This window comes from Microbacterium sp. CCH5-D1, assembly GCF_001557335.1.
Classification (GTDB): domain Bacteria; phylum Actinomycetota; class Actinomycetes; order Actinomycetales; family Microbacteriaceae; genus Microbacterium; species Microbacterium oxydans.
Map to the genome: position 1 here is coordinate 1 of NZ_LSJW01000020.1, position 24,969 is coordinate 24,969.

The window sequence follows — 24,969 nt, forward strand, 5'->3', positions numbered from 1 at the left end:
CCCGCACACCAGGGTGTGACACGATCGATGAGGTTGTCACGTTCGTGGAGTACTTCGGTGAACACCGCCACGACATCGAGCACGAGCTCGACGGCATCGTGGTGAAGGTCGACGAGCTCGAGCTTCATGACGAGCTCGGCGCGACCAGCCGGGCACCGCGCTGGGCGATCGCATACAAGTACCCGCCGGAAGAGGTGCAGACGAAGCTCCTCGACATCGTGGTGTCGGTCGGCCGCACCGGCCGCGCGACGCCCTTCGCGGTGATGGCTCCTGCGCAGGTCGCGGGGTCCGTCGTCCGGCAGGCGACTCTGCACAACAAGGACGTCGTGAAGGCGAAGGGCGTGCTGATCGGAGACACCGTCGTGCTGCGCAAAGCCGGCGACGTCATCCCCGAGGTCCTCGGTCCGGTCGTCGAGAAGCGCGACGGCACGGAACGCGAGTTCGTGATGCCCCTGGAGTGCCCGGAGTGCGGCACTCCGCTTCGGGCGATGAAGGAGGGCGACATCGATCTGCGGTGTCCGAACGCGCGTTCGTGTCCGGCGCAGGTGCGCGGACGTGTCGAGCACATCGGCTCCCGCGGTGCCCTCGATGTCGAGGCCCTCGGCGAGGTCACCGCCGCCGCTCTGACACAGCCGACGTCTCCCGCGGTGCCGCCGCTCGAGACCGAGGCCGGCCTCTTCGCCCTCACGCTCGACCAGCTCGTCCCCATCGAGCTGGTGGTCCGCGACGCGGAGACGGGGCTTCCCAAGGAGGACGAGGACGGGATCGTCAAGACGCGCGCCCCGTTCCGACGGAACCCGACTGCGGCCGAGAAGAAGTCCGGCCTCGAGGGTCCGCAGCCCTCGTCCCAGGCGCTCACTCTCCTCGCCGAGCTCGAGAAGGCGAAGAAGAAGGACCTGTGGCGTCTGCTCGTGTCCTTGAACATCCGCCACGTCGGACCTGTCGCTGCGAGGGCGCTCGCGCAGTGGTTCGGCTCACTCGACGCGATCCGCACGGCTACGCGCGACGAGTTGGCTGCCGTGGAGGGCGTGGGCGGCATCATCGCCGACTCGCTCCTGTCCTGGTTCGAGGTCGACTGGCACAAAGAGATCGTGGAGCAGTGGGCGGATGCGGGGGTGCAGTGGAAGACACCAGGTCACCCCGGTCCCGGCGCTGCCGTCGCCGCAGGGGGAGTGCTCGAAGGGCTGACGGTGGTCGCCACCGGCTCGCTCGACGGCTACACGCGTGAGGGTGCGCAGGAAGCCATCATCAACGCGGGAGGAAAGGCGGCGTCGAGCGTGTCGAAGAAGACGGACTTCGTGGCCGCCGGCCCCGGCGCGGGGTCCAAGCTCGCCAAGGCGGAGGAGCTCGGTCTCCGGATCCTCGATGCGGCGCAGTTCCACATCCTGGTGACGGAGGGACCGGACGCGCTCCCTCCCGCGGGCGAAGGGGCGTGAGACGCTACGGTCCGCTGATCGTCGTCCCCGAGGCGTTGGCTGTCGGTGATCCCGGTCGGAACCACCTGCGGCTGATGCCCGAGGCCGTGATCATCCGCGACGGAGTCGAGAATCGCGGGATAGTACCGTGGATGGGACTCGAGCAGATCGAACTCGACGTTCCGACGACGAACTTCCGCCTCCCCGGTCTCACGGGCACTGTGCTGCTCGGCGCGTTGACCGCCCTGATGCTGAGCGATCCCGGGATCGATCCCGATGACGGTTCCGCGAAGCTCGTCGTCGAAGGAGAGACGCGCACCGTCCCGCTGAGCCGTCATCACGTCGGAGGTTACTGGACCCCGACCGTCACGGGAGCGCACCGACTGATCGCTCACCTGATCTCGCACCCGGAGCAACGGGCCCTTCTGGCACATCCAGAGCCGCTGATCGCCGTCGCGGCACGGCTCGCGCGCGGAAGCGACTAGACACCGCCGCGCGCGACCCGCCGTCAGCTCTTGTGGCGCGGCTTGCGGAAGGGCTTCTCGTCCCGGCTTTCGCGCGCAGGGCGCTCGTCACGGTCACGACGATCGAAACGGTCACCGCGACCGCCGGAGGGACGATCCTCGCGAGGGCCGCTACGTCGAGCGCCAGGACCGCGGTCGGGCTTGATCTCGATGAGGCGGCCCGAGATGCGGGTGTCGCGGAGCTTGTCGAGCACGGCGGGATCCATGTTCGACGGGAGCTCGACGGTGGAGAAGTCGGGGCGGATGTTGATCGCCCCGAAGTCGTCACGGCCCAGGCCGCCCTCGTTGGCGAGGGCGCCGACGATCTGGCGCGGCTCGACACGGTGACGCCTGCCGACCTCGATGCGATAGGCGGTGTAGTCGCCACGGCTGCGGCGTTCGCCCCGAGGCTCGCGCGCGTCACGAGCGGGGCGCTCCCGCTGCGGCCGATTGTCCGCCTCGACGGCCCTGGTGAGCGCATCGTTGGCGGGATCGAGGAGCAGAGGCTTGTCTCCCTGCGCGACCACGGCCAGCGCCGCGGCGACGTCGCTCTCCGGCACATCATGATGACGGACGTAGTGCGCGATGATGTCGCGGAACGCGTCGATGCGCCCGGTCTCCGAGAGAGCGGTGGTGATGGCATCGTCGAACCGGGTCAACCGGGTGGTGTTCACGTCCTCCGTGCTCGGCAGCTGCATCTGAGTGGGCTGCTGTCGGGTCGCCTTCTCGATGTGCTTGAGCAGGTAGCGCTCGCGCGGGGTGATGAAGCTGATCGCGTCGCCCGTTCGTCCCGCGCGCCCGGTGCGACCGATGCGGTGCACGTAGGACTCGGTGTCCGTGGGGATGTCGAAGTTCACGACGTGGCTGATGCGCTCGACGTCGAGCCCGCGCGCGGCCACGTCGGTCGCGACGAGGATATCGAGCTTTCCGCCCTTGAGCTGGTTGACGCTGCGCTCGCGCTGCACCTGAGGCACGTCGCCGTTGATGGCTGCGGCTGAGTAGCCGCGGGCGCGGAGCTTCTCGGCGAGCGTCTCGGTCTCGTTCTTGGTGCGGACGAAGACGATCATGCCGTCGAAGTTCTCGACTTCGAGGATGCGGGTCAACGCGTCGACCTTCTGCGCGTACGAGACCACGAGGTACCGCTGAGTGATGTTCGTGCCCGTCGCGGTCTTCGACTTGATGCTGATCTCTTCCGGCTCACGCAGGTACTTCTGCGCGAGGCGGCGGATCTGCGGCGGCATCGTGGCGGAGAACAGCGCGACCTGCTTCTCCTCGGGTGTCTGCGCGAGGATCTGCTCCACATCCTCGGCGAAGCCCATCTTCAGCATCTCGTCGGCCTCGTCGAGCACGAGGTACTGCAGCTGCGACAGGTCGAGTGTGCCCTTGGCGAGGTGATCCATGATGCGGCCCGGTGTCCCGACGATGACATGCACCCCGCGGCGCAGAGCCGAGAGCTGCACGCCGTAGCCCTGTCCGCCGTAGACGGGGAGGACGTGAACACCCTTCATCTTGGACGCGTACGACTCGAACGCCTCGCACACCTGGAGGGCGAGCTCACGGGTCGGAGCCAGCACGAGCGCCTGCGGCGTCTTCTGCGCGACATCGAGACGCTCGAGCACGGGCAGCGCGAATGCCGCGGTCTTGCCGGTTCCGGTCTGCGCCATGCCGACGACGTCGCGCCCGGCGAGGAGGGTAGGGATAGTGGCCGCCTGGATGGGCGACGGGGTCTCGTAGCCGAGGTCCTTGATGGCTTTGAGGACGGGCCCGGTGATTCCGAGTTCCTCGAATCCGGGGGTCGCGGGGGAGTCCTCGGGGGCGTCGGTCAGCACTGCATCTTCAGGGGTCACTTCCCAAGGGTAGCGCGCCGAACGTCTCGCCGCCTGTGAGGGCGTCCTCAGGAGCCGGTGTTCAGGGCGACCAGCTTCTCCTTGACCTGCCGACGGAGCACCTTGCCGATGAGCGACTTCGGGAGTTCGTCGACCACGAAGATCCTCCTGGGGACCTTGTAGGGCGTCAGGATGCTGCGCGCGAACTCGCGGATGGCCTCCACGTCGACCTCGGTCTCCGGATCGACGACGATCGCGGCCACGACCTCCTCGCCCGAGTGCTCGCTCGGAAGTCCGATGACCGCAGCGTCGACCACCTGCGGGTGCTGGCGCAGCGCATTCTCGACCTCGGTGGGGGCGACGTTGAAGCCGCCGGTGATGATGAGCTCCTTGATGCGGTCGACGATGCGCACGAAGCCGGCCTCGTCGATCGTGACGATGTCGCCCGTGCGGTACCACCCGTCGACGAACACGGCCTCCGTCTCCTCCGGCTTGCCGTAGTACCCGGAGAAGACCTGCGGTCCGCGAACCACGAGTTCTCCCGCCGCTCCTGCAGGCACGTCGTCCGTGGGGTTCTCCGGGTCGACCACCCGGCATTCGGTTCCGGGCAGCGGAAGTCCGACGGTGCCGGGCACACGGTTGTCGGCGACGGGGTTCGCCATGAGTACGGGCGAGCACTCGCTCAGGCCGTAGCCCTCGACGAGGTAGCCGTTGGTCGCCTCCTCGAAGGGCACCACCAGCTCGTGGGGCAGTGCCATGGCCCCGGAGATCGCGACCTCGATGCCGTCGAGAGACACACCCTTGGCCTTGGCAGTGCTCAGAATGCGGTCGGCGATCGGTGGCACGAGCGGGAGGAATGTCGCGGGATGCTTCTTCACGACGTCGAGAACCAGATCGGGATCGAACTTCGGGAAGAGCACGAGTCGCGCGCCCATCGACATCGCGAACGTCAGACAGAGCGTGAGGCCGTATGCGTGGAACATCGGCAGCACCGCGTACACGACGCATCCCTTGCCGCGCTGGATCGACGGCACCCAGGCCTGCGACTGCGCAGCATTGGCGAGGAGGTTGCGGTGTGTGAGCGCGGCACCCTTCGGCGTCCCGGTGGTGCCTGAGGTGTACTGGATGATCGCCAGGTCGTCTGCTGCGGGCGTCGGGTGCGACGACGGAATCGGGTCTGTGGCGATCAGCGAGTCCCAGAGCACCGTGCCGCGGACCTTCTCGGTGAGCGCTGCGCGGGACTCCCTGGCCTTGGCGACGGGCAGACGCAGGGCGAAGCGGGTGAGGAAGGGCATCGCGCGGGTCACGTCGACGGAGACGAGGTTCGTCACCGCCAGGTCGGCGGGGAACTCCTGCACCGTGGAGACGACCTTGTTCCACACGATCGCGTGCTTCGCGCCGTGGTCCTCGAACTGCTTGCGGAGCTCGCGCGGCGTGTACAGCGGGTTGTGCTCGACCACGACCGCGCCGAGTCGGAGCACGGCGTAGAACGCCACGATGTGCTGCGGACAGTTGGGGAGCACGATGGCCACAGGGTCGCCGGCGCGGACGCCCAGGTCTCGCAAGCCCGTCGCCGCCCGGTCGATGGCGGCCTGCAGCTCGGCGTACGTCGTCTCGCGGCCGAAGAACTGCAGGGCGGGGGCATCCGGATAGTCGCGTGCCGAGGCGGCGACGATGTCGACGAGCGATCCGTCGACGGGAGGCAGGTCTTCCGGGACGCCTGCGGCGTAGCTGGCGGTCCACGGGCGCGGGGGCTGGAACGTGCTCACCCGCCCAGCATATGTCGACGGCCGTGCAGGGAAGAGGAGTGACGAGTGCTCCAACTAGACTGGAGGAGTGTCTGAAATCACCCCTGAACTCGTGCGCCACCTCGGTGTGCTCGCACGCATCCAGCTGAACGACGACGAGGTGTCGCGGCTCACGGGCCAGCTCGACGCGATCGTCGACAACATCGCCAAGGTGTCGGAGGTCGCGACCGCCGACGTGGCAGCGACGAGTCACCCCATCCCGTTGAGCAACGTCTTCCGCCCCGACGTGGTCGGGCAGACGCTCACGCACGAGCAGGTGCTTCAGAACGCCCCGGATGCCGCCGACGGCCGATTCCGTGTGACCGCGATCCTGGGAGAAGAGCAGTGACCGACATCATCCGTCTGGACGCGGCGGATCTCGCCGCGAAGCTCGCTTCCGGCGAGGTCTCCAGTGTCGAGGCCACCCGCGCTCATCTCGACCGCATCGCCGCGGTGGACGGCGAAGTCCACGCGTTCCTGCACGTCAACGAAGGGGCGATCGAGGCGGCTGCAGCCATCGATGCCCGTCGTGCGGCGGGTGAAGAGCTGGGCCCGCTCGCGGGAGTCCCTCTCGCGATCAAGGACGTCCTCGTCACGACGGACCAGCCCACCACGAGTGGCTCGCGCATCCTGGAGGGCTACCGTTCGCCGTATGACGCGACGGTGGTCGCACGCTCTCGCGCCGCGGGACTGATCCCGCTCGGCAAGACCAACATGGACGAGTTCGCGATGGGGTCGTCCACCGAGCACTCGGCATACGGCCCCACGCACAACCCCTGGGACCTCGATCGCATCCCGGGCGGTTCCGGTGGTGGCTCGGCTGCGGCCGTCGCCGCGTTCGAAGCGCCGCTCGCGCTCGGTTCCGACACGGGCGGCTCGATCCGTCAGCCCGCGCACGTGACCGGCACCGTCGGCGTCAAGCCCACCTACGGCGGTGTGAGCCGCTACGGCGCGATCGCCCTCGCCTCGAGCCTCGACCAGGTCGGCCCGGTCTCCCGCACCGTGCTCGACTCCGGACTGCTGCACGACGCGATCGGCGGCCACGATCCCAAGGACTCGACCTCCCTGCGCGATGCGTGGCCCTCGTTCGCCGAGGCTGCCCGTGAGGGCGCGCGCGGTGACGTGCTCAAGGGGCTCAAGGTCGGCGTGATCCGCGAGCTTCCCGACAGCGGCTTCCAGCCCGGCGTCGCCGCGTCCTTCCGCAGCGCTCTCGCGCTGATGGAGGCCCAGGGCGCGGAGATCGTCGAGATCGGCGCGCCGCACTTCGAGTACGGCGTCGCCGCCTACTACCTGATCCTCCCGGCGGAGGCGTCGAGCAACCTCGCGAAGTTCGACTCGGTCCGTTTCGGCCTGCGGGTGACCCCCGACGGCAACCCGACGGTCGAGGACGTCATGTCCGCGACGCGCGATGCCGGATTCGGCGACGAGGTCAAGCGCCGGATCATCCTCGGCACGTACGCGCTCTCGGCGGGTTACTACGATGCCTACTACGGCAGCGCCCAGAAGGTTCGCACGCTCATCCAGCAGGACTTCGCGAACGCGTTCGCCGAGGTCGACGTGATTGCGACGCCCTCCGCGCCGACCACGGCGTTCAAGCTCGGCGAGAAGATCGACGACCCGCTGCAGATGTACCTCAACGACATCACCACCATCCCGGTGAACCTGGCCGGTGTCCCGGGGATCTCCATCCCCAGTGGGCTGTCGGACGAAGACGGCCTCCCCGTGGGCATCCAGTTCATCGCTCCGGCGCGCGAGGATGCTCGTCTCTACAAGGTCGGCGCAGCGCTCGAGACGCTCCTCGTCGATTCGTGGGGTGCGCCGTTGCTCACCCGTGCACCGCAGCTCGCAGGAGGGAAGCGCTGATGGCCGCCGCCAAGCTCATGGACTTCGACAAGGCGCTCGAGCTGTTCGAGCCGGTCCTCGGATTCGAGGTGCACGTCGAGCTGAACACCAACACCAAGATGTTCTCTGATGCGCCGAACCCGGCGAACGAGGCCTTCCATGCCGCCGAGCCGAACACGCTCATCGCGCCGGTCGACCTCGGGCTCCCGGGCTCGCTTCCGGTCGTGAACGAGACGGCAATCCGCTCCTCGATCAGTCTCGGTCTGGCTCTCGGCTGCTCGATCGCCGAATCGAGCCGGTTCGCGCGGAAGAACTACTTCTACCCCGACCTGGGCAAGAATTACCAGATCTCGCAGTACGACGAGCCGATCGCGTACGAGGGTTCGGTGGAGGTCGAGCTCGAGGACGGGACGCTCATCACGATCCCCATCGAGCGCGCGCACATGGAAGAGGACGCCGGGAAGCTGACCCACATGGGCGGTGCGACCGGGCGCATCCAGGGCGCCGAGTACTCGCTCGTCGACTACAACCGCGCCGGCGTGCCCCTGGTCGAGATCGTGACGAAGACGATCTTCGGCACCGACCACCGTGCGCCGGAGGTCGCGAAGGCCTATGTGCAGGCCATCCGCGACATCGTGCGGGGACTCGGCATCTCCGAAGCTCGTCTGGAGCGCGGCAACCTGCGCTGCGACGCCAACGTCTCGCTCCGTCCGCGCGGACAGGAGAAGCTCGGCACCCGCACCGAGACGAAGAACGTCAACTCGATGCGTTCCGTCGAGCGTGCCGTGCGATACGAGATCCAGCGTCAGGCGCAGATCCTCGCGGACGGCGGCACCATCACGCAGGAGACCCGGCACTGGCACGAGGACACCGGCACGACCTCGCCGGGACGGCCCAAGTCGGATGCCGACGATTACCGCTACTTCCCCGAACCGGATCTGCTGCCCGTGGAGCCGGCAGCCGAGCTGGTCGAGGAACTGCGCGAGGCGCTTCCGGAGCAGCCGGTGGCTCGCCGCCGCCGCCTCATGACCGAATGGGGATTCACCGACCTGGAGTTCCAGGACGTCCGCAACGGCGGTCTGCTCGAGGTCGTCGAGGCGACCATCGCCGCCGGGGCGACCCCCGCGACCGCGCGCAAGTGGTGGACCGGTGAGATCACCCGTATCGCGAACTCCCAGGAGAAGGACGCGACCGAGCTGATCAGCCCGGAGAGCGTGGCTGCTCTGCAGCAGCTCGTCGATGCGGGAACCCTGACCGACAAGCTCGCGCGTCAGGTGCTCGAGGGCGTCATCGCCGGGGAGGGCTCGCCGCAGGAAGTGGTCGACTCGCGTGGGCTCGCGGTCGTCTCCGACGACGGAGCGCTGATCGCCGCCATCGATGAGGCCCTCGCAGCGCAGCCCGATGTGATGGCCAAGATCAAGGACGGCAAGGTGCAGGCCGCCGGCGCCGTGATCGGGGCCGTCATGAAGGCGATGAAGGGCCAGGCGGACGCCGCCCGTGTCCGTGAGCTCATTCTCGAGCGCGCTGCGCAGTAGCGCGCCGTCCCGGGCCTCGTGTCGGAGGCCCGGGGGAGAATGGTCGTATGGGACACGGTGACGGGCGGGGGCGGATCGTATCCGCCCCCGACGCCGACGACTCCGGCACGCGGATTCTCCATGTCGACATGGACGCGTTCTACGCCGCCGTGGAGGTGCTCGACGATCTTTCCCTCCGCGGACTGCCTCTGATCATCGGAGCTCCCGATGGGCGTTCCGTGGTGTCGAGCGCATCGTACGAGGCGAGACGCTACGGCGTCCGGGCGGCGATGCCGGTGTCGCAGGCCCTTCGACTGTGCCCGACCGCGCGCATCGTCCCGCCGCACTTCCACCGCTACCAGGAGGTCTCCCGGCAGGTCATGGCGATCTTCGAGTCGTTCACCCCGCTGGTCGAGCCGCTGTCCGTCGATGAGGCGTTCCTCGATGTGCAGGGTGTGCGTCGACTCTGGGGGAGCCCTGCACGCATCGCCGAGCTCATCCGACAACGAGTCCTCGACGAGGTGGGAATCACCTGCAGCGTGGGAGTGGCGGCGACCAAGCACGTCGCGAAGATGGCCTCGACGATCGCCAAGCCCGACGGGATGCTCGTGGTCGCAGCGAGGGACACCCTCGACTTCCTGGCGCCGAGATCGGTCCGGGCCATGTGGGGCGTCGGTCCGAAAGCCGCGGAGGCTCTGGAGGCGCGTGGTATCCGCACGGTGCAGGACGTCCGCGATGCGCGCCCCGGAATGGTCGAACGCGCCGTGGGCACGGCCCTCAGCATGCGTCTCGGAGAACTCGCGAGGGGGGAAGACCCGCGAGCGGTGCACACGGAGCGGGTGGAGAAGAGCATCGGCCACGAGGAGACGTTCGACCACGACATCCTCGACCGTCCGTTCCTGCGAGCCGAACTGCTGCGGCTGGCCGACCGGGTCGCGGCTCGGCTCCGGCGCGCGGAGTGGGAGACCACGACCGTCGCCGTCAAGATCCGCTTCGACGACTTCCGCACGGTGAACCGCTCCCAGACCTTGAGCGAACCCACCGCGGTGGGGCAACGCATCGGCGAGGCCGCGCAGTCGCTGTTCGAGCTGATCGATCGGCGAGACCCCGTCCGGCTCGTCGGTGTTCGCGCCGAGAACCTGCGTCCTGCCGGCGGCGGGGGCCTGGCTCTCTGGGACGAAGACGAGGACTGGCGCAAAGTCGAGGGGGCCGTCGACGAGGCCGTCGCTCGGTTCGGCACGGCGACTATCAGTCGCGCGCGGCACATAGGTCGCGGAGACGGTCGGGGAGCCGCTCAGCATCCGAAGGCCCATGGCGTGAATTGATCCCGCACCGGCGCGGTTCCTGGACTAGCGTGGGGGTATGCCGAACATTGCACTGGAACTCGGAAAGCAGGCTGCGTCCTTCGGCGTGAAGAGCGCATACGGAGAACCACAGGACGTCGGTGGAGTGAGTATCACCCCGGTGGCGTTCACGTACTCCGGTTTCGGTGGCGGCAGCGGCGACGGCGGCGAGGGTGGCGGCGGCGGTGGCGTCTCCGTTCCGGTCGGAGTGTACGTGCGTCGCGAGGAGGGTCTGCGCTTCGAGCCCAACATCATCACGCTGCTCGTGGTCGCTGTCCCCTTCGTCTGGGTCGCCGGACGGGCGCTCACTCGCATCATCCGTGCCCTCAAGAAGTGACGATCCGGTCGCGGCTGCACTGGAGCACGCCGCGGCACTGATCGAGCAGGACGTCCGTGCCGTGGCCGCGGCGAACCCGGTCGTCCTCATCGACGGCGGCAGCGGGGCCGGCAAGTCCTCTCTCGCGGCATTGCTGGTGAGACGTTGGCCCGTGGTCGGGCACGTGCAGCTCATCGCCCTGGATTCCCTCTATCCGGGGTGGGACGGACTCGACGGCGGCGCGGAGCGCGCCCGCGAGTGGATCCTCGGTCCGCACGGACGCGGCTACATCGGCATCTGGCGCCGCTGGGATTGGGAAGAGCAGTCCGAGGCGGAGAGTCATGCCGTCGACCCCTCCCTCGGAATGATCATCGAGGGGAGCGGCATCCTTCGCCCCTCCACGGCGGGTCTCGCCGATGTCAGAGTCTGGGTGGAGTCGGGCGAAGCCTCGCGGAAGGCGCGCGCCCTCGCTCGCGACGGGGACACCTATCGCCCGCACTGGGACCGCTGGGCCGCGCAGGAACGCCGTCACATCGAGCGGGATGATCCTCGCTCCCTGGCGACGCGTATCGTCGAGGTTCCCTGACTACGCGCCCGACTCGGCTTCGTCTGCTGCCTGGATGAGAAGCTCCAGGCGATAGCCCAGCCAGTCGTACACGTCGTGACGTCTGTCCGACATCGCGTGCTGGTCCGTCGTGATCCCCAGACGATCAGCGATCACGAGGCGCAGGGCCGTCACGGTGCGGAGCCACGATTCCAGATCGCCCAGGGTGATGGAGAGGTCACGAGTGCGAACCGCTTCTGCATCCGTGAGGCCCGCAGTGGGGGCAGAGACGTCTTCAAGCGCAGCACGCATGCGACGCGCGTCCGCGAGGCGCCGATCGAGCAGATCCTTCCGCGTGCTCCCGGCGAAATCGGCAGCGGCGTCGGGGTCATCGGGATACGGGTTGGGCGTCAGGCGGTCGACGGCCGGGTCCTCGCCGTTCCGCGATTCACCGATGAGCTCGATGAAGTCGTCGAGCAGCATCGCCAGGTGATGCTCCTCGATGGCGCTGATCGTGACGGTGATGCGGTCTGAGGTCATGGGGAGGCCCTTCTGACCGTCGCCCAGAGGCCGTAGTCGTGCATCGCCTGCGCGTGGACCTCCATGGTCTCCCGGGGACCCGTGGCCACGATCGCGTGCCCGTCGTTGTGCACCGCGAGCATGAGCGCTGTCGCGTGGTCGAGCGAGTAGCCGAAGTACTTCCGGAAGACGCGGACGACGTAGCTCATGAGGTTCACCGGATCATTCCAGACGACGACCTGCCACGGCTCCAGAGGTGCGGCACTGAGTTCGATCGTCTCCTCGAGATCGGGGACTGCCGTGGGCATCGTCATGCCCAGCCCAACTCGTGCAGCTGCGCATCATCGATCCCGTAGAAGTGCGCGATCTCATGCACCAACGTCGTGTGGATCTCGTCGCGGAGTTCTTGCTCCGTCTCGCACTGCGCAAGATGCGGTTCGCGGTAGACGACGATGCGATCGGGGAGTTCGCCCATCCCGTACTGCGTCCGCTCCGTCAGCGCCAGTCCGTCATAGAGACCGAGCAGATCGAGGCTGCCGTCCTCCGGGCGGTCCTCCACCACGAACACCACGTTGTCGAGCCCTTCGACCATGTCGTCGGGGAGCAGATCGAGCTCGTCGATCACGAGCTCTTCGAAGGCGGCCGCATCCATGTCCATCCCCTCCAGCCTAGGGGCGACAGCCCTCAGTGGAGGAGAACGAGAATCGCGGCGACCGCTATGAAGAGCGTGCCGAAGACCGTGTTGAGCACTCGCTGTCCGCGCGCGGTTCGCGTGAGGCGACGGAACGGACGCGCGGCTGCTGCGAAGAACCCCCACATCACGATCACGTCCACCACGATCACGGTCGCGATGAGCGTGAGGTACTGGGGGAGCGGGGGCTGATCCAGTCTGACGAATTGGGGGATGAACGCCAGGAAGAACACGATCGCTTTGGGATTGAGCAGGTTCACCCAGAAGCCGCGGCGGATCATCGACCACGGGCTCTCACGGGAGTCGACCGGAACGGGTGCGTCCTCGACCGCCACGGTCGGCTTCGTCAGGATCAGCCGGACGCCGAGAAACACGAGGTAGGCCGCTCCGGCGTAGCGGATCCCGTTGAAGAGAAGCTCCGAACGGGACACGAGGAGCCCGACTCCCGCGGCGACGACCGCCACATGGACGATCAGGGCGATCTGCTGCCCGACGATGCCCCAGATGGAACGACGCCATCCCTGATTCATCGCATTCGACATCGTGTTGATCGCGCCGGCCCCCGGCGTGAAGCTGATGACGACGGAAACGGTCAGCAACGAGAACCAGACCGCGAGCGACACGTCGTCAGTCTAGGGCTTCGCGGGGGCGCGTCATTTGAGGCACAGATGCGAAGAAGGCCCGAACCTTGCGATTCGGGCCTTCTTCTGGAGGGTGAGTAACGGGACTCGAACCCGCGACATCCGGCACCACAAGCCAGCGCTCTACCAGCTGAGCTATACCCACCATGTGCCCACCGGAGCGGGCAACCATACGAGTCTATTACATGTTCGGAGTGAACTCTGACACCGTACGGGAAGCGATCTCGCGAGCCTCGTCGCTGGACGGACCCGGCTCATCGACGAACACGGCCTCCCGGTAGTAGCGGAGCTCCCTGATCGACTCCAGGATGTCAGCAAGGGCGCGGTGACCGCCGTCCTTCGAGGGAGCCTGGAAGAACACCCGCGGATACCAGCGGCGCGACAGCTCTTTGATGCTCGACACGTCGACGTTGCGGTAATGCAGCCACTGATCGACCTGGGGCATGTACTTTGCCAGGAACATCCTGTCCGTGCCGATCGTGTTGCCTGCCAGAGGAGCCTTCCGCTCGAGCGGAACGAAGCGCTTGATATAGGCGAGAGTCTGCGCCTCCGCCTCTTCGAGCGAGAGACCGCCTGCGATCTCGTCGATGAGCCCCGAGGTCTCGTGCATGTTCGTGACGAAGTCATTCATGTGATCGAGGGCCGCTTCGCTGGCTCTGATCACCACCTGGAACCCCGCATCGACGGGGTTGAGTTCGAAGTCGGTGATCACGACCGCGATCTCCACGAGTTCGTCGACTGCGAGATCGAGGCCCGTCATCTCGCAGTCGATCCATACGAGACGGTCGTTCTCGGACGCAGATACCATGTCGCCATCCTATCGACGGTCCCGACATCCCCGACCGGAACCGGCGTCATGATCGTTCGGCAGGAGCGCGATACTCTAGACGCGTGCGCCTCCGTAGCTCAGGGGATAGAGCAGGAGCCTTCTAATCTCTTGGTCGCAGGTTCGAATCCTGCCGGGGGCACCACGCAGGATCGAATCCCGGTGAGAGACGCGGAACGGGACCGGGCTCCTGGCCGTCGTCAGGAAGCACGCAGAGCCGCGACCGCGTCGTCCACACGCCAGAACTCGCCGACGACGCGGAACACGCCCGTCGCGAGGTGCAGCCGTTCGGCGCGGTACCGAAGCCCCAGCGGATCGGCGACGATCCGGAGATGACCCAGGATGTGCTCCCGGCGATCCTGCACCCTCCAGAGGTGATCGGCAGCGCGGACCAGACGCTCGCGCGCAGAGGAGAGTCGAGGCGTCGCGAACGGGACGTCGGGTAGGGAGGTGGTCAGGTGGTCGGACATCGGTACTCCTTTCATGATTCGAAGATATGACCGACCACCGACATTCGCCGTCGCAGGTTCCGTCGCTGTCATCGGGGGCTTTCTCTCCACCGTCCGCGCCTTCTGCAATCTGTCCACCGGTTACGTCTTCACCGCATTCGCGGCCCGATGCTCCCGCGCAAGCTGGAGAAAGCCGGAAGAGACCCGGCGATCGAGAGGATACGAACATGATCGACACCCTGACCATCGTGGGACGAGTCGCCACCGACCCGACGCAGACACAGACAGGCGGAGGAGTCCCTGTCACCAACTTCCGCCTTGCCACCACGCACCGTCGCTTCGATGCCGCGACGCAGACGTGGACGGATTCGGGCACGAACTGGTACTCGGTGGCAGCGTTCCGCCACCTCGGAGAGAACGCCAAGGCGTCGCTGCGCACGGGAGACAGCGTCATCGTGACGGGGCGTCTCAAGATCCGCAACTGGGAGAGCAATGGGAAGCACGGCACCAGTGTCGACATCGAGGCAGATGCGATCGGCCATGATCTGCGGTGGGGAACCACGGCGTATCGCCCGCAGCCGCGTCCGCAGACGAGTACTCCCGACACGTCGACCGAATCACCGGATACGCGTGTCTCCGAGGATGACGTCGATGCGCTGGGCTCGGGGAGCGATTCATCCGCGTTCGCACTCTCCTGGTCGGCACCGGACGTAGAGGTGGCCGGGAGCGCGTGACGGGCGCTGCCTCGGCGACGGCGCACGGCTGCGCGCGTGAACGGGGGCACGAGGACAGCGCAGGTGTGATGAGAAGGCGACGTAGACTCGGCACGTGCTTCGTCGATCGGTCCTTCCTCCGCCGCGCACAGCCGGTGCACTAGCCGCCGCCGCTGTCGTCGCCATGCTCCTGTCCGGCTGCACGCCGACCGCCGCACCGTCTCCCTCCGCCACGGCCTCCGCCTCACCGGACGCGGAATCGACGGCACCCGTCGGGCCCGTTCTCGTGCCGGATGGCAGCGCCGACGACAATCTGCCGCTGTTCACCGCTACCGCGGAGGGCGTTTGGGCGACCGAGCAGCGCGGCGAAGGTCGGGCGTACATCGACGCGCTGATCGGCGCAGGATTCGATCGCGATTCGATGCAGGTGACCCAGGACCTGACCACAGTGGGCAACCCGGCGGAGAGTCTGCAGTTCTCGGTCCGCTGGGGCAATGACGAGTGCCTCGTCGGCCAGGTCGGCCCTTCCACCGGTCAGGTCGTCACGGCGGTTCTCCCGCAGCTCGCGGAGGGGCGCTGTCTCGTCGGCACCACACGTCCGATCGACTGGTGAGATGCCAGGGGGCCGGTAGGCTGGAGTGTCGATCTTCGACGCCAACAGAAGGAGCGGTTTTCGGTGGCTGAGTACATCTACCGTGACCTTTCCCAAGCGCGGTCACTGGCGGTCTAGCGAGTCGGTAGAGAAGTTCGACTTCTATTCTGCTGCCTCCCGGCCCTTCGGATTGTCTGAGATGTGCGGCACGGTGAACCGTAGTTCGTTCGATAGGCTCACTCCTGACCCGACGACTTGGAGCCGCTATGACAGACGTCATCGAAGACGAGCTCGACGACCAGCCCTCGCTCCCGCAGCGCGCGAGTGAAAATGGCGAGGACACATTCGAGCGGCTTGTAAAGCACGCTGCGGAATGCGGGTTGAAAGCGAGCATTCAACGGTATGAGACGGAAGACTCGGTGTCTCGGCGATGGGTAGAGATCGAGTTCGGAAACGGCCGGAACTCGCGCGCAATATCGGTCGACGCGTCCGGTGCTGAGGTGCTCATGAACGTGACGCTGGACAGCATCGTGTTCCTTGGTGACTATCTCGCGTACGTGGATCGGACCACGGGAACGATCGAGGCGAGAGTAAACCAGGTGGGGGCAGGTGGCATGGCTGGTCAGCCTCGGCTGCATCACATCCCCGGGGCGACTGTCATTTACGCGGAGTCCGAAGACGACGGTGAGCGATACGTAAGCGATTCAAATCTCGAGTTAGAGAAGGCCGGGCGCCACGTCGGGATCGTGAATCCGTCGCCCGTAGCCAGGGCTTTGTTTAACCGACTGATGCGGCGAAGCAAAGTCTTGCGCATCGAAGGTTTCGACGCTTCTCGACATGACGATGCGCTAGCACTCCTCGAAAAATTGTCGGGCTCGCTGTTCTTCGATCTGGACGTGATGTACGGCATCCCGCTCACACTTCAGAGAGTTCGCAGTGCGCTTCGACGGAGGCCGCTCTCTCGCTCCAAGAAGACGATGCAGTTTCCGACGAACGTTTACGCTCCCGAAGCTCTTGCTCTATACCAGTACGGTAGGTCCGCACAACAACTACCGCTGTTAGAGTTCCTCGCCTATTACCAAGCACTGGAGTTCTACTTTCCGGCGTTCGCCCACGCCGGGACCTCAAGTGCGATACGGTCCGAGCTACTCAACCCGCGATTCGACCCAACGAGTGATAGCGATATATCCAGGTTGATTGACCTTGCGGGCCCTGCTGTGCGTGCTGGCATAGGTGAGCGCGAGCAACTGCGTGCGACGGTGCTCGCCGCCACCACAGTCGAGGGCGTTCGGGGTGCGATTGATCGTCTGTCCACGTCTGAAGGTAATCCGATCACGGACAAGCCCTCGCGGATTCGGGGAGCGGATCCCGTTCGCGTTCAAGCAAATGATGTTCGCGAGCAACTTGCGGATCGAATTTATGCGATTCGTTGCCGAATCGTCCACACAAAACAAGACGGCGGCGGCACCGGTGCTGAGTTGTTGCTGCCTACAGGAGCAGAGGTCTCGCATTTGTACGCAGACATTTCGTTGGTTCGTTACGTCGCACAGCAGGCGATTTTTGGTCAGGCCAGGCGCGAGTGACGGCAGTCAGTTGCGAGCCCGCGAAGGCGGCATGAAGCTCCGAGGCGAAGCTCGCGGCTGCTCTCGTTGCCCGTTCGCGCCGTGTGGCGCACCCAATCGGCACGATGGCGACGACCTCGGCGGTAGTCTAGAGCTGGGTTTCCACGCCGTGCGTGCGGCGTGATGGCAGGTTCAGTTCTGAGCAGCAAAGGTGTTTAAAAGGTATGGCTGAGTACATCTACTCGATGGTTCGTGCGCGCAAGGCGGTGGGCGAGAAGCTCATCCTCGACGACGTGACCATGGCGTTCCTCCCCGGGGCCAAGATCGGCATGGTCGGTCCGAACGGCGCGGGTAAGTCGACCATCCTCAAGATCATGGCAGGACTCGACACCCCGTCGAACGGCGAGGCGAAGCTCTCCCCGGGCTTCACGGTCGGCATCCTGATGCAGGAACCTGAACTCGACGAGACCAAGACCGTTCTGGAGAACATCCAGGACGGGATCGCGATCAAGGCCAAGCTCGACCGGTTCAACGAGATCTCCGCTCTGATGGCGGATCCCGATGCCGACTTCGACGCTCTCCTCGCTGAGATGGGCTCGCTTCAGGAGGAGATCGACGCGGCAGACGGTTGGGACCTCGACTCGCAGCTCGAGCAGGCCATGGACGCCCTCCGCACCCCTCCGGGAGACGCGGCCATCGCACCCCTGTCGGGTGGAGAGAAGCGTCGTGTGGCGCTGGCGAAGCTGCTCCTCCAGAAGCCCGATCTGCTGCTGCTGGACGAGCCGACCAACCACCTCGACGCCGAGAGCGTGCTCTGGCTCGAGCAGCACCTCCAGGCATACAAGGGCGCCGTCATCGCCATCACCCACGACCGGTACTTCCTCGACCACGTGGCCGAGTGGATCGCCGAGGTCGACCGCGGCCGCCTGATCGGTTACGAGGGCAATTACTCGACGTACCTGGAGAAGAAGGGCGAACGCCTCGAGATCCAGGGCAAGAAGGACGCCAAGCTCGCCAAGCGCCTCAAGGAGGAGCTGGAGTGGGTGCGTTCCAGCGCGAAGGGTCGCCAGACCAAGTCGAAGGCGCGTCTCGCCCGATACGAGGAGATGGCTTCCGAGGCGGAGCGGACCAGGAAGCTCGACTTCGAGGAGATCCAGATTCCGGCGGGCCCGCGTCTCGGAAGCGTGGTCATCGAGGCCAAGAACCTGAAGAAGGGCTTCGACGGGCGCTCGCTCATCGATGGACTCAGCTTCAGCCTCCCGCCGAACGGCATCGTCGGCGTCATCGGGCCGAACGGTGTGGGAAAGACCACCCTGTTCAAGACCATCGTCGGGCTCGAGCCGCTCGACGGCGGAGACCTGAAGATCGGTGAGACGGTCAAGATCAGCTATGTCGACCAGTCCCGCTCCAACATCGACCCGAACAAGACGCTGTGGGAGGTCGTCTCCGACGGCCTCGACTACATCACGGTCGGCAAGACCGAGATCCCGTCGCGCGCCTACGTGTCGAAGTTCGGCTTCAAGGGCCCCGATCAGCAGAAGAAGGCCGGCGTGCTCTCCGGCGGTGAGCGCAACCGCCTCAACCTGGCGCTGACCCTCAAGGAGGGTGGCAACCTGCTTCTTCTCGACGAGCCCACGAACGACCTCGACGTCGAGACCCTGAGCTCGCTGGAGAACGCGCTGCTCGAGTTCCCCGGCTGCGCCGTGGTGATCACCCACGACCGGTGGTTCCTCGACCGCATCGCCACGCACATCCTCGCCTACGAGGGAACCGACGAGAAGCCGGACCAGTGGTATTGGTTCGAGGGCAACTTCGAGGCGTACGAGGAGAACAAGATCGAGCGTCTCGGAGCCGATGCCGCCAAGCCGCACCGCTCGACCCACCGCAAGCTGACGCGCGACTGACTCCGTCATGACCGCGACGCCGGGGCCCCGCCTGCACATCCCGATCCAGCTCCGCTGGGGCGATCTGGATGCGTTCAACCACGTCAACAACACCTCGATGCTGAAACTGCTCGAGGAGGCTCGCGTGCGAGCGTTCTGGCGTGCGGGCCCCGGCGAGGAGGCTCCATCGACGGCGGTGCTCGATTCGGGCATCGAAGAGGGGATCCTCACGCTGATCGCCCGCCAGGAGATCGAATACCTCGCGCCGGTGCCGTATCAGCGGCGACCGCTCGAGGTGCAGATGTGGTTCGGCAAGCTCGGCGGATCCAGCGTCGAGGTCTGCTACGAGGTACACAACGATCCGACGGCGGAACCTCGTCAGATCTACGCGCGCTCGACGGCGATCATCGTCCTGGTCGACGCGCAGACCGGTCGCCCGACCCGCCTGACCCAGGAGATGCGCGACGTCTGGGAGCCGTACGTCGGCGAATCGATCGAGTACACCCACCGCTGACACCGGCCGCGGTCCCGGTCGCAGCGCGCCTCGACCGAAGCTGCCAGCTCTTCAAGCCGGTCGGGCCAGTCAAACCCGGCAGACGCTTCAGCGCTGCTGGTCAGTGCTGCTCGTCAGTCCTGATCGTCAGGGACGCGGATCATGATCTCCTGCGCGACGCTCGCCACGAACTCGCCGTCACGGGTGAAGATCCGGCCGGTGGCGAGTCCCCGTCCGCCGCGCGCGTTCGGCGACTCCTGCACGTACAGGAGCCACTCGTCCACCCGCGCGGGCCGGTGCCACCACATCGCGTGATCGAGGCTCGCGACTTTGAGACCGGGAAGCGCCCAGTACACGCCGTGCGCCCGAAGGATGGACTCCTGGATCGTCATGTCGCTGAGGTAGGCGAGGGCTGCGCGATGCAGACGCGGGTCGTCGGGGAGCGGAGCCCGCAGGCGCATCCACACGGCCTGCTTCGGTATGCGCTCGTCGTCACTGGGCAGATACAACGGCGAGTCGACGTGACGGATGTCCGCTGCCCGCTCGCTCAGCATCCGGGCCGTCCCGCCGGGGAGCCCCTGCACGCGGGCCTCGTCCGGAGCCAGGTCTTCTGGTGCGGGAATGCCCTCCGGCATCGATGCCGCATGTTCGACACCGGGGTCCGTGTCCTGGAAGGAAGCGATCATCGAGAAGATCGGCACACCGTTCTGGTACGCCTGGGCACGGCGCGTCGAGAAGGAACGTCCGTCGTGGATGCGGTCCACAGAGATCGTGATGCCCTGGCTCGCGTCGCCGGGGCGCAGGAAGTAGCCGTGCATCGAGTGCGCAGCACGATCCTCGGGGAGCGTGCGTTCGGCAGCCAGGAGCGCCTGAGCGAGGACCTGGCCACCGTAGATCCGTCCGCTCGGCATCGGGTGCGAAGAACCCGTGAAGATGTCCTCCGTGGTCCGTGCCTGCGTCGAATCGAGATCGAGCACCTCGAGCAGTCGCTCGACGGTCCGGGTGGCGTGCTCGTCCGTGCTCATCTGTTCCTCTCCGCGCCCCGAGGCGCCGCTCCGTTGGTAGTTTAGAACGCGTGCCGCATCACCTCCTCCTCGCCGACCCGGACACAGCGAAGGACGTTCTCACGTTCGTGGGACGCGCGTCACGGATCACGGACGAGGGAGTACGGTTGCAGGCGGGGAACGGTGTGCTCGCCCTCACGACCGCGGCGCTCGCTCCCCATGGACTCTTCGACCAGACACCGACGATCCTCGCGATGCGGATCGTGCACGCCGACCCCGAGCTCGAGTGCGACATCGTGGTCGACCAGCTCTCGCAGACCGATGAGCCGCAGCGGCTCGGTCTCCCGGAGACCGGGATGTCGCCCGCCTGGGCCGGGGTGGCTCCGCCCCGTGGCTCTTGGGAGCCCGTAGGGGAGCTCGACGCATCTGTGATCGCGCAGCGCGCGCAGTGGGGAATCTCCGCCGTCGCCCGCGGCGCAGCCCCGGGATCCGGCGAAGAGGCCGTACGCGCCCTGCGTGCGGCGATCTGGGGCGAACCCGACGAGGACCTCGACGGCCTCCCTCGGGGAATCGCCTTCGCTGCCGACGCGATGGGGTTCATCTCCGGTGAGGAGCAGGTCCGCGTGTCGAAGTCGGGGCGGTGGACACGTCTCGCCTTCCGACGTGGTCACGTGCTCTCGCGCGGTCCCGTCGCATCGGGTCTCACGAGCGTCCGGGACACCGGCTCCGCGGGCTGAGATCCTCCGGGCGCCCGCGAGTCCAGCCGCAGTGCCACGATCCTGCTCACCAGCGCGCTTGTGCCACCCAGTACGAGCACGAGTCCCAGAGCGTCCAAGAGCGGGAACAGCCAGAGGTCGATCACCCAGTACTGCCAGTTGACGGATCCCCCGAGCAGCCCTGGCACCAGGGGGACGAAGAACCCCGCCACGATGACGAGCGCGAACGGAACGAGCCGGACACCGGCACGCGACCTCCCCTCTCCGCGCATCCGCCTCGCCCACCGCGGAGCCCTCAGCGTCGTGACGAGCAGAACGATCGACGCGAACGCTGTGACACCCAGGAGGATCCTGTTCGCGATATCCAGCGGATTCTCGTACGTCGCCGCGGACGCGTCGCCTTCGATCAGGTGACGCACCAGCTCGCCGGGGGAGCCCACCCCGTTCGTCAGCACCACGGCTGCGGTACCGGTGGTGGTGTCGAAGGCCATCGACCCGCCGAACGTCGCGAGAGTACCCCCGTGCGACAGGACGCCGGGCGCTGGTGCTCCGTCCGGACCGAGGTTCTGCCATCCCAGGGCATACGACACGGCGCCCGGTTGCACAGAATGCAGTTCCTCCCGCAGCACCGGATCCAGGATGTCCGCACCGACGTCACCCTGGTTGAAACCCAGCCATTGCACCATGTCGGAAAGCGTCGAGACCACACCACCGTTGCCGCCGCACCGGCCCGGCATCTCCGGCATGACATAGGCGACCCCGAGCACCACGGAATAGCCGGGTGTGAGCCCGTCGACGCTCTGATCACAGGCGTCGACGCTTCGAGAGTCGAGCATCCCGAGCGGGGCGAAAAGCCGCTGACGGAGGAACTCGTCGAGGCTGCGCCCAGAGACGACCTCGACGATGCGGGCCGCGAGCGAGTAGTTCGTGTTGTGGTATTCGAAACGAGCACCCGGATCCGCGACGAGTCGTCGTCCTGTGAGTTCAGTCACCACCGCCCGCGTGTTGCGCGGCGCCGGCAGCGAGAACTCGTCGTTCGTCTGCAGCGAGAGCCCCGACGTATGAGACAAGAGCTGTCTGATCGTGATGTCCCGATGCCTGGGGTCGGCCATCGTGAATTCAGGGAGCCGCTCGACGACGAGGTCGTCGAGCGCCAGCGCTCCATCCTGTACGAGGAGCATGATCGCGGTCGCCGTGATCGACTTGCTCATCGACGCGATCCGGAACGGCGTCTGCGGAGTGATCGGGTCGCCCGCTCCGTCACGGCCGTGCACGATCAGGTCGACGTCACCATTCGAGATGACCGCTGCCGCGATCCCGGGCGTCGCGAACGCCTCGGCGTAGCTCCTGACCGCGCTTTCATGCGCCGTCGACGCATCGGCGGCGGCAGCGGAGAGCGTACCGCCGAGGATCGATGCCGAGACGAGACCGAGGATGCAGAGGATGCGCACGATTCCACGGTAGGGAGCTGGACGCGACGACTCGAGACCCGCCGCCGCCGCTTCGGGTTACCCCGAACAAGCAGGATGGATGCCCCGAAGAGGTTCACCCGGAAAGCCCGGGACCGAGATCATCCGGCCAGAGCCGCAGCCCGTCCGGCGATGCGGCCGGAGAACAGACACCCGCCGAGGAACGTCCCCTCGAGCGCACGGTAGCCGTGCACTCCGCCACCGCCGAAACCGCTCGCCTCGCCAGCGGCATACAACCCGGGGATCGGCTCGCCGACCGCGTTCAGCGCGCGCCCTTGGAGGTCGGTGTTGATGCCGCCGAGCGACTTGCGGGTGAGCACGTGCAGCTTCACCGCGACGAGCGGCCCCGCGGCCGGATCCTGAAGGCGATGCGGAGCCGCCGTTCGGATGAGCTTGTCGCCTCGATAGCTGCGCATGGAACGGAGCATGCCGATCTGCGCGTCCTTCGTGAAGTCGTTCTCCATCTCCCGATCGCGGGCGAGCACCTCGCGCCGCACGTTGTCGATGTCCAGCACCTCGCCGCCGGCGTGCCTCTGCATCTGCTCCAGCAGCGAATCGAGGTCGTTCTCCACGATGAAGTCCTCACCCTCGTCGAGGAACGCCTGCACCGGCCCTGTGGGCCCCTTCGCCAGGCGGGACTTCAACAGGAGGCCCACGTCCTTCCCGGTGAGGTCGGGGTTCTGCTCGCTTCCGGAGAGGGCGAACTCCTTCTCGACGATCTGGCGCGACGTGACGAACCAGGAGTGGTCGTGCCCGGTCGTGCGCAGATGAGCGAGAGTCCCGAGAGTGTCGAATCCGGGGAACAGCGGCACGGGCAGGCGAACGCCGGTCGCGTCGAACCACAGCGAAGACGGCCCGGGGAGGATGCGGATCCCGTGCGACGGCCACACCGGATCCCAGTTGGCGATGCCTTCGACGTAGTGCCACATGCGATCGCCGTTGATCAGCCGGGCACCGGCGGCTTCGCTCACACCGTGCATCGAGCCGTCGACATACGCGGGCACCCCGGTGAGCATGTGCTCCGGTGCAGTGCCGAGGCGCGCGGGCCAAGCGGCGCGTACAAGGTCGTGGTTTCCACCGATGCCGCCCGACGAGACGATGGTCGCTGTCGCCGTGATCTCGAAATCGTCGACGACGTCGCGCGATGAAGGCTCACCGCGCTTCGACCCGCTCGTCGCGAGGATCTGCCCGCGTGCCCCGGTGACGGTTCCGTCGGTCACCAGCAGCTCGGAGACGCGGTGGCGGGGGAGCACGGTCAGGCGCCCCTCTCGCTCCCCTTGCTCGACAGCTGCGGCGAATGGCGCGACGATTCCCGGGCCGGTGCCCCACGTGATGTGGAAGCGGGGCACGGAGTTGCCAGGTCCGATAGCGCCGTAGCCGCCGCGCTCCGCCCAGCCGACGACGGGGAAGAAGCCGACCCCACGTTCACGGAGCCACGCGCGCTTCTCGCCGGCGGCGAACTGCAGGTACGCCTCGGCCCATCGCCGGGGCCACTCGTCTTCCGGTCGATCGAATCCGGCGTTGCCCAACCAGTCCTGGGTCGCCAGTTCCAACGAGTCCTTGATACCGAGGCGCCGCTGCTCGGGGGAGTCGATGAAGAACAGCCCTCCGAACGACCACCAGGCCTGCCCACCGAGGTTCGTGCGCGGTTCCTGATCCACCAGGATGACACGCCGCCCGGCATCGAGCGCCTCGGCGGCGGCGACCAGGCCCGCCAACCCCCATCCGATCACCAGGACGTCTGCGGACAGGGGCGTTGTCGTCATGGGGTCTCCGTTGATTCCTGACGTGAGCGGGTCTCGAGCGTGGGCCGGCCGCCGGGTCCGGCGCCGATCCCGGAAGGTTCGCGTGTGTTCACCATGGCATAGGCCGCGCGCTCCAGGTAGTCCCACAGCGTGGTTTCGTGCAGGGGAGACAACTGCGCCTCGTCGAGCGCGGTGCGCATGTGACGAAGCCAACGGTCTCGCGCATCCGCATCGATGTGGAACGGCATGTGCCTCATGCGCAGACGCGGATGCCCGCGGGTCTCGCCGTACGTCGTGGGGCCGCCCCAGTACTGCTCGAGGAACATCCGAAGACGGTCTTCGGCAGGACCGAGGTCTTCCTCCGGGTACATCGGCTTCATGACGGGGTCCAGCGCGACCTCGCGGTAGAACACGGAGACGATCTTCCGGAAGGTCTCGTGCCCGCCGATCTCGTCGTAGAAGGTCACTTCTGGGTGCTCCCGTCGTCGTTCGGCTTCTTCCGCCGCCAGATACCTCGGTCGGGGACCACCGGCACGCCGGTTACCGCGTTCGGGCGCGTTCTCGGCGGGTTCGCAC

The 24,969-nt window shown here is 66.8% G+C and carries 26 protein-coding genes and 2 tRNA genes; 15 read left to right on the forward strand and 13 right to left on the reverse strand.

All coding sequences use genetic code 11. From position 1 onward, the window contains the following. Positions 1–1,436, forward strand: a 1,436-nt coding sequence (gene ligA / locus AX744_RS01340; protein ID WP_157543494.1) for an NAD-dependent DNA ligase LigA, incomplete at its 5' end; no start/stop codon positions are given. Beyond that, the gene (locus AX744_RS01345; RefSeq protein ID WP_061015181.1) at positions 1,433–1,900 is read left to right on the forward strand and encodes a hypothetical protein; all 468 of its coding nucleotides are present in this window, start codon (positions 1,433–1,435) and stop codon (positions 1,898–1,900) included. The genes ligA and AX744_RS01345, both read left to right, overlap by 4 nt. Positions 1,901–1,923: 23 nt before the next feature. Here the strand turns inward: AX744_RS01345 and AX744_RS01350 are convergent, their stop codons facing one another. Next, positions 1,924–3,765 carry a DEAD/DEAH box helicase gene (locus AX744_RS01350; protein WP_442922826.1) on the reverse strand — a complete coding sequence of 614 codons (1,842 nt, stop codon included), beginning with the start codon at positions 3,763–3,765 and terminating at the stop codon, positions 1,924–1,926. Positions 3,766–3,812: 47 nt separating this feature from the next. Then, a complete protein-coding gene (locus AX744_RS01355) occupies positions 3,813–5,513 on the reverse strand; it encodes a long-chain-fatty-acid--CoA ligase (protein WP_061015183.1) in 1,701 nt (566 codons plus the stop codon). A gap of 67 nt (positions 5,514–5,580) precedes the next feature. Here AX744_RS01355 and gatC point away from each other — a divergent pair, with 67 nt between their 5' ends. Genes gatC through AX744_RS01385 form a run of 6 tightly spaced genes read left to right on the forward strand, consistent with a single transcriptional unit; the run spans position 5,581 to position 11,132 of the window. Further along, positions 5,581–5,880 carry an Asp-tRNA(Asn)/Glu-tRNA(Gln) amidotransferase subunit GatC gene (gatC, locus tag AX744_RS01360; protein ID WP_026049703.1) on the forward strand — a complete coding sequence of 100 codons (300 nt, stop codon included), beginning with the start codon at positions 5,581–5,583 and terminating at the stop codon, positions 5,878–5,880. Next, complete coding sequence (gene gatA, locus AX744_RS01365) at positions 5,877–7,394, forward strand: Asp-tRNA(Asn)/Glu-tRNA(Gln) amidotransferase subunit GatA (RefSeq protein ID WP_061015184.1); 1,518 nt, start codon at positions 5,877–5,879, stop codon at positions 7,392–7,394. The genes gatC and gatA overlap by 4 nt, the downstream gene beginning before the upstream one ends. Further along, positions 7,394–8,908, forward strand: coding sequence for an Asp-tRNA(Asn)/Glu-tRNA(Gln) amidotransferase subunit GatB (gene gatB / locus AX744_RS01370; protein ID WP_058630629.1), 1,515 nt, complete (start codon positions 7,394–7,396; stop codon positions 8,906–8,908). The genes gatA and gatB overlap by 1 nt, the downstream gene beginning before the upstream one ends. Before the next feature lie 47 nt (positions 8,909–8,955). Beyond that, positions 8,956–10,212: a DNA polymerase IV gene (dinB, locus tag AX744_RS01375; protein WP_061015185.1), complete on the forward strand. Its 1,257-nt coding sequence runs from the start codon at positions 8,956–8,958 to the stop codon at positions 10,210–10,212. Positions 10,213–10,249: 37 nt separating this feature from the next. Then, a complete protein-coding gene (locus AX744_RS01380; RefSeq protein WP_046747046.1) occupies positions 10,250–10,567 on the forward strand; it encodes a hypothetical protein in 318 nt (105 codons plus the stop codon). Beyond that, positions 10,551–11,132, forward strand: coding sequence for a hypothetical protein (locus tag AX744_RS01385; RefSeq protein WP_082738362.1), 582 nt, complete (start codon positions 10,551–10,553; stop codon positions 11,130–11,132). The genes AX744_RS01380 and AX744_RS01385 overlap by 17 nt, the downstream gene beginning before the upstream one ends. On the opposite strand, the gene AX744_RS01390 is transcribed toward AX744_RS01385, so the two are convergent. The 6 genes from AX744_RS01390 to orn form a co-directional block, all read right to left on the reverse strand. Continuing rightward, on the reverse strand, positions 11,133–11,630 hold the full coding sequence (locus AX744_RS01390) for a DUF2017 family protein (protein ID WP_061015186.1): 498 nt from the start codon (positions 11,628–11,630) through the stop codon (positions 11,133–11,135). Further along, the gene (gene clpS, locus AX744_RS01395) at positions 11,627–11,923 is read right to left on the reverse strand and encodes an ATP-dependent Clp protease adapter ClpS (protein WP_046747044.1); all 297 of its coding nucleotides are present in this window, start codon (positions 11,921–11,923) and stop codon (positions 11,627–11,629) included. The genes AX744_RS01390 and clpS overlap by 4 nt, the downstream gene beginning before the upstream one ends. Beyond that, entirely contained in the window at positions 11,920–12,267 is a 348-nt protein-coding gene (locus AX744_RS01400; RefSeq protein WP_046747043.1) for a metallopeptidase family protein, read from the reverse strand. The genes clpS and AX744_RS01400 overlap by 4 nt, the downstream gene beginning before the upstream one ends. Before the next feature lie 26 nt (positions 12,268–12,293). Then, a complete protein-coding gene (locus tag AX744_RS01405) occupies positions 12,294–12,923 on the reverse strand; it encodes a LysE family transporter (RefSeq protein WP_061015187.1) in 630 nt (209 codons plus the stop codon). Positions 12,924–13,012: 89 nt separating this feature from the next. Then, positions 13,013–13,087: transfer RNA gene (locus tag AX744_RS01410), tRNA-His, on the reverse strand. Positions 13,088–13,122: 35 nt separating this feature from the next. After that, a complete protein-coding gene (orn, locus tag AX744_RS01415; protein WP_046747041.1) occupies positions 13,123–13,749 on the reverse strand; it encodes an oligoribonuclease in 627 nt (208 codons plus the stop codon). Between the two features lie 87 nt (positions 13,750–13,836). On the opposite strand from orn, the gene AX744_RS01420 reads away from it, so the two are divergent. Continuing rightward, a tRNA-Arg gene (locus AX744_RS01420) sits at positions 13,837–13,912 on the forward strand. A 55-nt stretch (positions 13,913–13,967) separates the two neighbouring features. On the opposite strand, the gene AX744_RS01425 is transcribed toward AX744_RS01420, so the two are convergent. Then, positions 13,968–14,237, reverse strand: a complete 270-nt coding sequence (locus AX744_RS01425; protein WP_061015188.1) for a hypothetical protein — start codon at positions 14,235–14,237, stop codon at positions 13,968–13,970. Between the two features lie 206 nt (positions 14,238–14,443). On the opposite strand from AX744_RS01425, the gene AX744_RS01430 reads away from it, so the two are divergent. From AX744_RS01430 to AX744_RS01450, 5 genes are all read left to right on the forward strand, one after another. Next, positions 14,444–14,950 carry a single-stranded DNA-binding protein gene (locus AX744_RS01430; protein ID WP_061015189.1) on the forward strand — a complete coding sequence of 169 codons (507 nt, stop codon included), beginning with the start codon at positions 14,444–14,446 and terminating at the stop codon, positions 14,948–14,950. Positions 14,951–15,044: 94 nt separating this feature from the next. Then, positions 15,045–15,542 (forward strand): DUF6993 domain-containing protein, encoded by a 498-nt coding sequence (locus tag AX744_RS01435; protein WP_046747039.1) that lies wholly within the window; start codon positions 15,045–15,047, stop codon positions 15,540–15,542. Between the two features lie 245 nt (positions 15,543–15,787). After that, positions 15,788–17,104, forward strand: coding sequence for a hypothetical protein (locus AX744_RS01440; RefSeq protein WP_061015190.1), 1,317 nt, complete (start codon positions 15,788–15,790; stop codon positions 17,102–17,104). 203 nt (positions 17,105–17,307) lie between these two features. Further along, positions 17,308–18,987 carry an energy-dependent translational throttle protein EttA gene (gene ettA, locus AX744_RS01445; RefSeq protein WP_046747038.1) on the forward strand — a complete coding sequence of 560 codons (1,680 nt, stop codon included), beginning with the start codon at positions 17,308–17,310 and terminating at the stop codon, positions 18,985–18,987. 7 nt (positions 18,988–18,994) lie between these two features. Further along, on the forward strand, positions 18,995–19,480 hold the full coding sequence (locus AX744_RS01450) for an acyl-CoA thioesterase (RefSeq protein WP_046747037.1): 486 nt from the start codon (positions 18,995–18,997) through the stop codon (positions 19,478–19,480). A 113-nt stretch (positions 19,481–19,593) separates the two neighbouring features. Here AX744_RS01450 and AX744_RS01455 read toward each other — a convergent pair whose 3' ends face one another. Then, entirely contained in the window at positions 19,594–20,484 is an 891-nt protein-coding gene (locus AX744_RS01455) for an acyl-CoA thioesterase (protein WP_061015191.1), read from the reverse strand. 50 nt (positions 20,485–20,534) lie between these two features. On the opposite strand from AX744_RS01455, the gene AX744_RS01460 reads away from it, so the two are divergent. Beyond that, positions 20,535–21,200 (forward strand): hypothetical protein, encoded by a 666-nt coding sequence (locus AX744_RS01460; protein WP_046747035.1) that lies wholly within the window; start codon positions 20,535–20,537, stop codon positions 21,198–21,200. Here the strand turns inward: AX744_RS01460 and AX744_RS01465 are convergent. The 3 genes from AX744_RS01465 to AX744_RS01475 form a co-directional block, all read right to left on the reverse strand. Further along, entirely contained in the window at positions 21,131–22,630 is a 1,500-nt protein-coding gene (locus AX744_RS01465) for a serine hydrolase domain-containing protein (RefSeq protein WP_197429139.1), read from the reverse strand. The two genes, AX744_RS01460 and AX744_RS01465, sit on opposite strands and share 70 nt — an antisense overlap. 119 nt (positions 22,631–22,749) lie before the next feature. After that, positions 22,750–24,414 (reverse strand): FAD-binding dehydrogenase, encoded by a 1,665-nt coding sequence (locus AX744_RS01470; protein WP_061015192.1) that lies wholly within the window; start codon positions 24,412–24,414, stop codon positions 22,750–22,752. Further along, a complete protein-coding gene (locus AX744_RS01475) occupies positions 24,411–24,860 on the reverse strand; it encodes a globin (RefSeq protein WP_058631145.1) in 450 nt (149 codons plus the stop codon). The genes AX744_RS01470 and AX744_RS01475 overlap by 4 nt, the downstream gene beginning before the upstream one ends. Positions 24,861–24,969: the final 109 nt, after the last annotated feature.

Bases quoted from the DNA above. Each gene is read 5' to 3' on its own strand.
- gatB (WP_058630629.1), top strand. From the start codon at position 7,394: ATGGCCGCCGCCAAGCTCATGGACTTCGACAAGGCGCTCGAGCTGTTC.
- dinB (WP_061015185.1), top strand. From the start codon at position 8,956: ATGGGACACGGTGACGGGCGGGGGCGGATCGTATCCGCCCCCGACGCC.
- AX744_RS01380 (WP_046747046.1), top strand. From the start codon at position 10,250: ATGCCGAACATTGCACTGGAACTCGGAAAGCAGGCTGCGTCCTTCGGC.
- AX744_RS01390 (WP_061015186.1), bottom strand. From the start codon at position 11,630: ATGACCTCAGACCGCATCACCGTCACGATCAGCGCCATCGAGGAGCAT.
- clpS (WP_046747044.1), bottom strand. From the start codon at position 11,923: ATGACGATGCCCACGGCAGTCCCCGATCTCGAGGAGACGATCGAACTC.
- AX744_RS01400 (WP_046747043.1), bottom strand. From the start codon at position 12,267: ATGGACATGGATGCGGCCGCCTTCGAAGAGCTCGTGATCGACGAGCTC.
- orn (WP_046747041.1), bottom strand. From the start codon at position 13,749: ATGGTATCTGCGTCCGAGAACGACCGTCTCGTATGGATCGACTGCGAG.
- AX744_RS01425 (WP_061015188.1), bottom strand. From the start codon at position 14,237: ATGTCCGACCACCTGACCACCTCCCTACCCGACGTCCCGTTCGCGACG.
- AX744_RS01430 (WP_061015189.1), top strand. From the start codon at position 14,444: ATGATCGACACCCTGACCATCGTGGGACGAGTCGCCACCGACCCGACG.
- AX744_RS01440 (WP_061015190.1), top strand. From the start codon at position 15,788: ATGACAGACGTCATCGAAGACGAGCTCGACGACCAGCCCTCGCTCCCG.
- ettA (WP_046747038.1), top strand. From the start codon at position 17,308: ATGGCTGAGTACATCTACTCGATGGTTCGTGCGCGCAAGGCGGTGGGC.
- AX744_RS01450 (WP_046747037.1), top strand. From the start codon at position 18,995: ATGACCGCGACGCCGGGGCCCCGCCTGCACATCCCGATCCAGCTCCGC.
- AX744_RS01455 (WP_061015191.1), bottom strand. From the start codon at position 20,484: ATGAGCACGGACGAGCACGCCACCCGGACCGTCGAGCGACTGCTCGAG.
- AX744_RS01470 (WP_061015192.1), bottom strand. From the start codon at position 24,414: ATGACGACAACGCCCCTGTCCGCAGACGTCCTGGTGATCGGATGGGGG.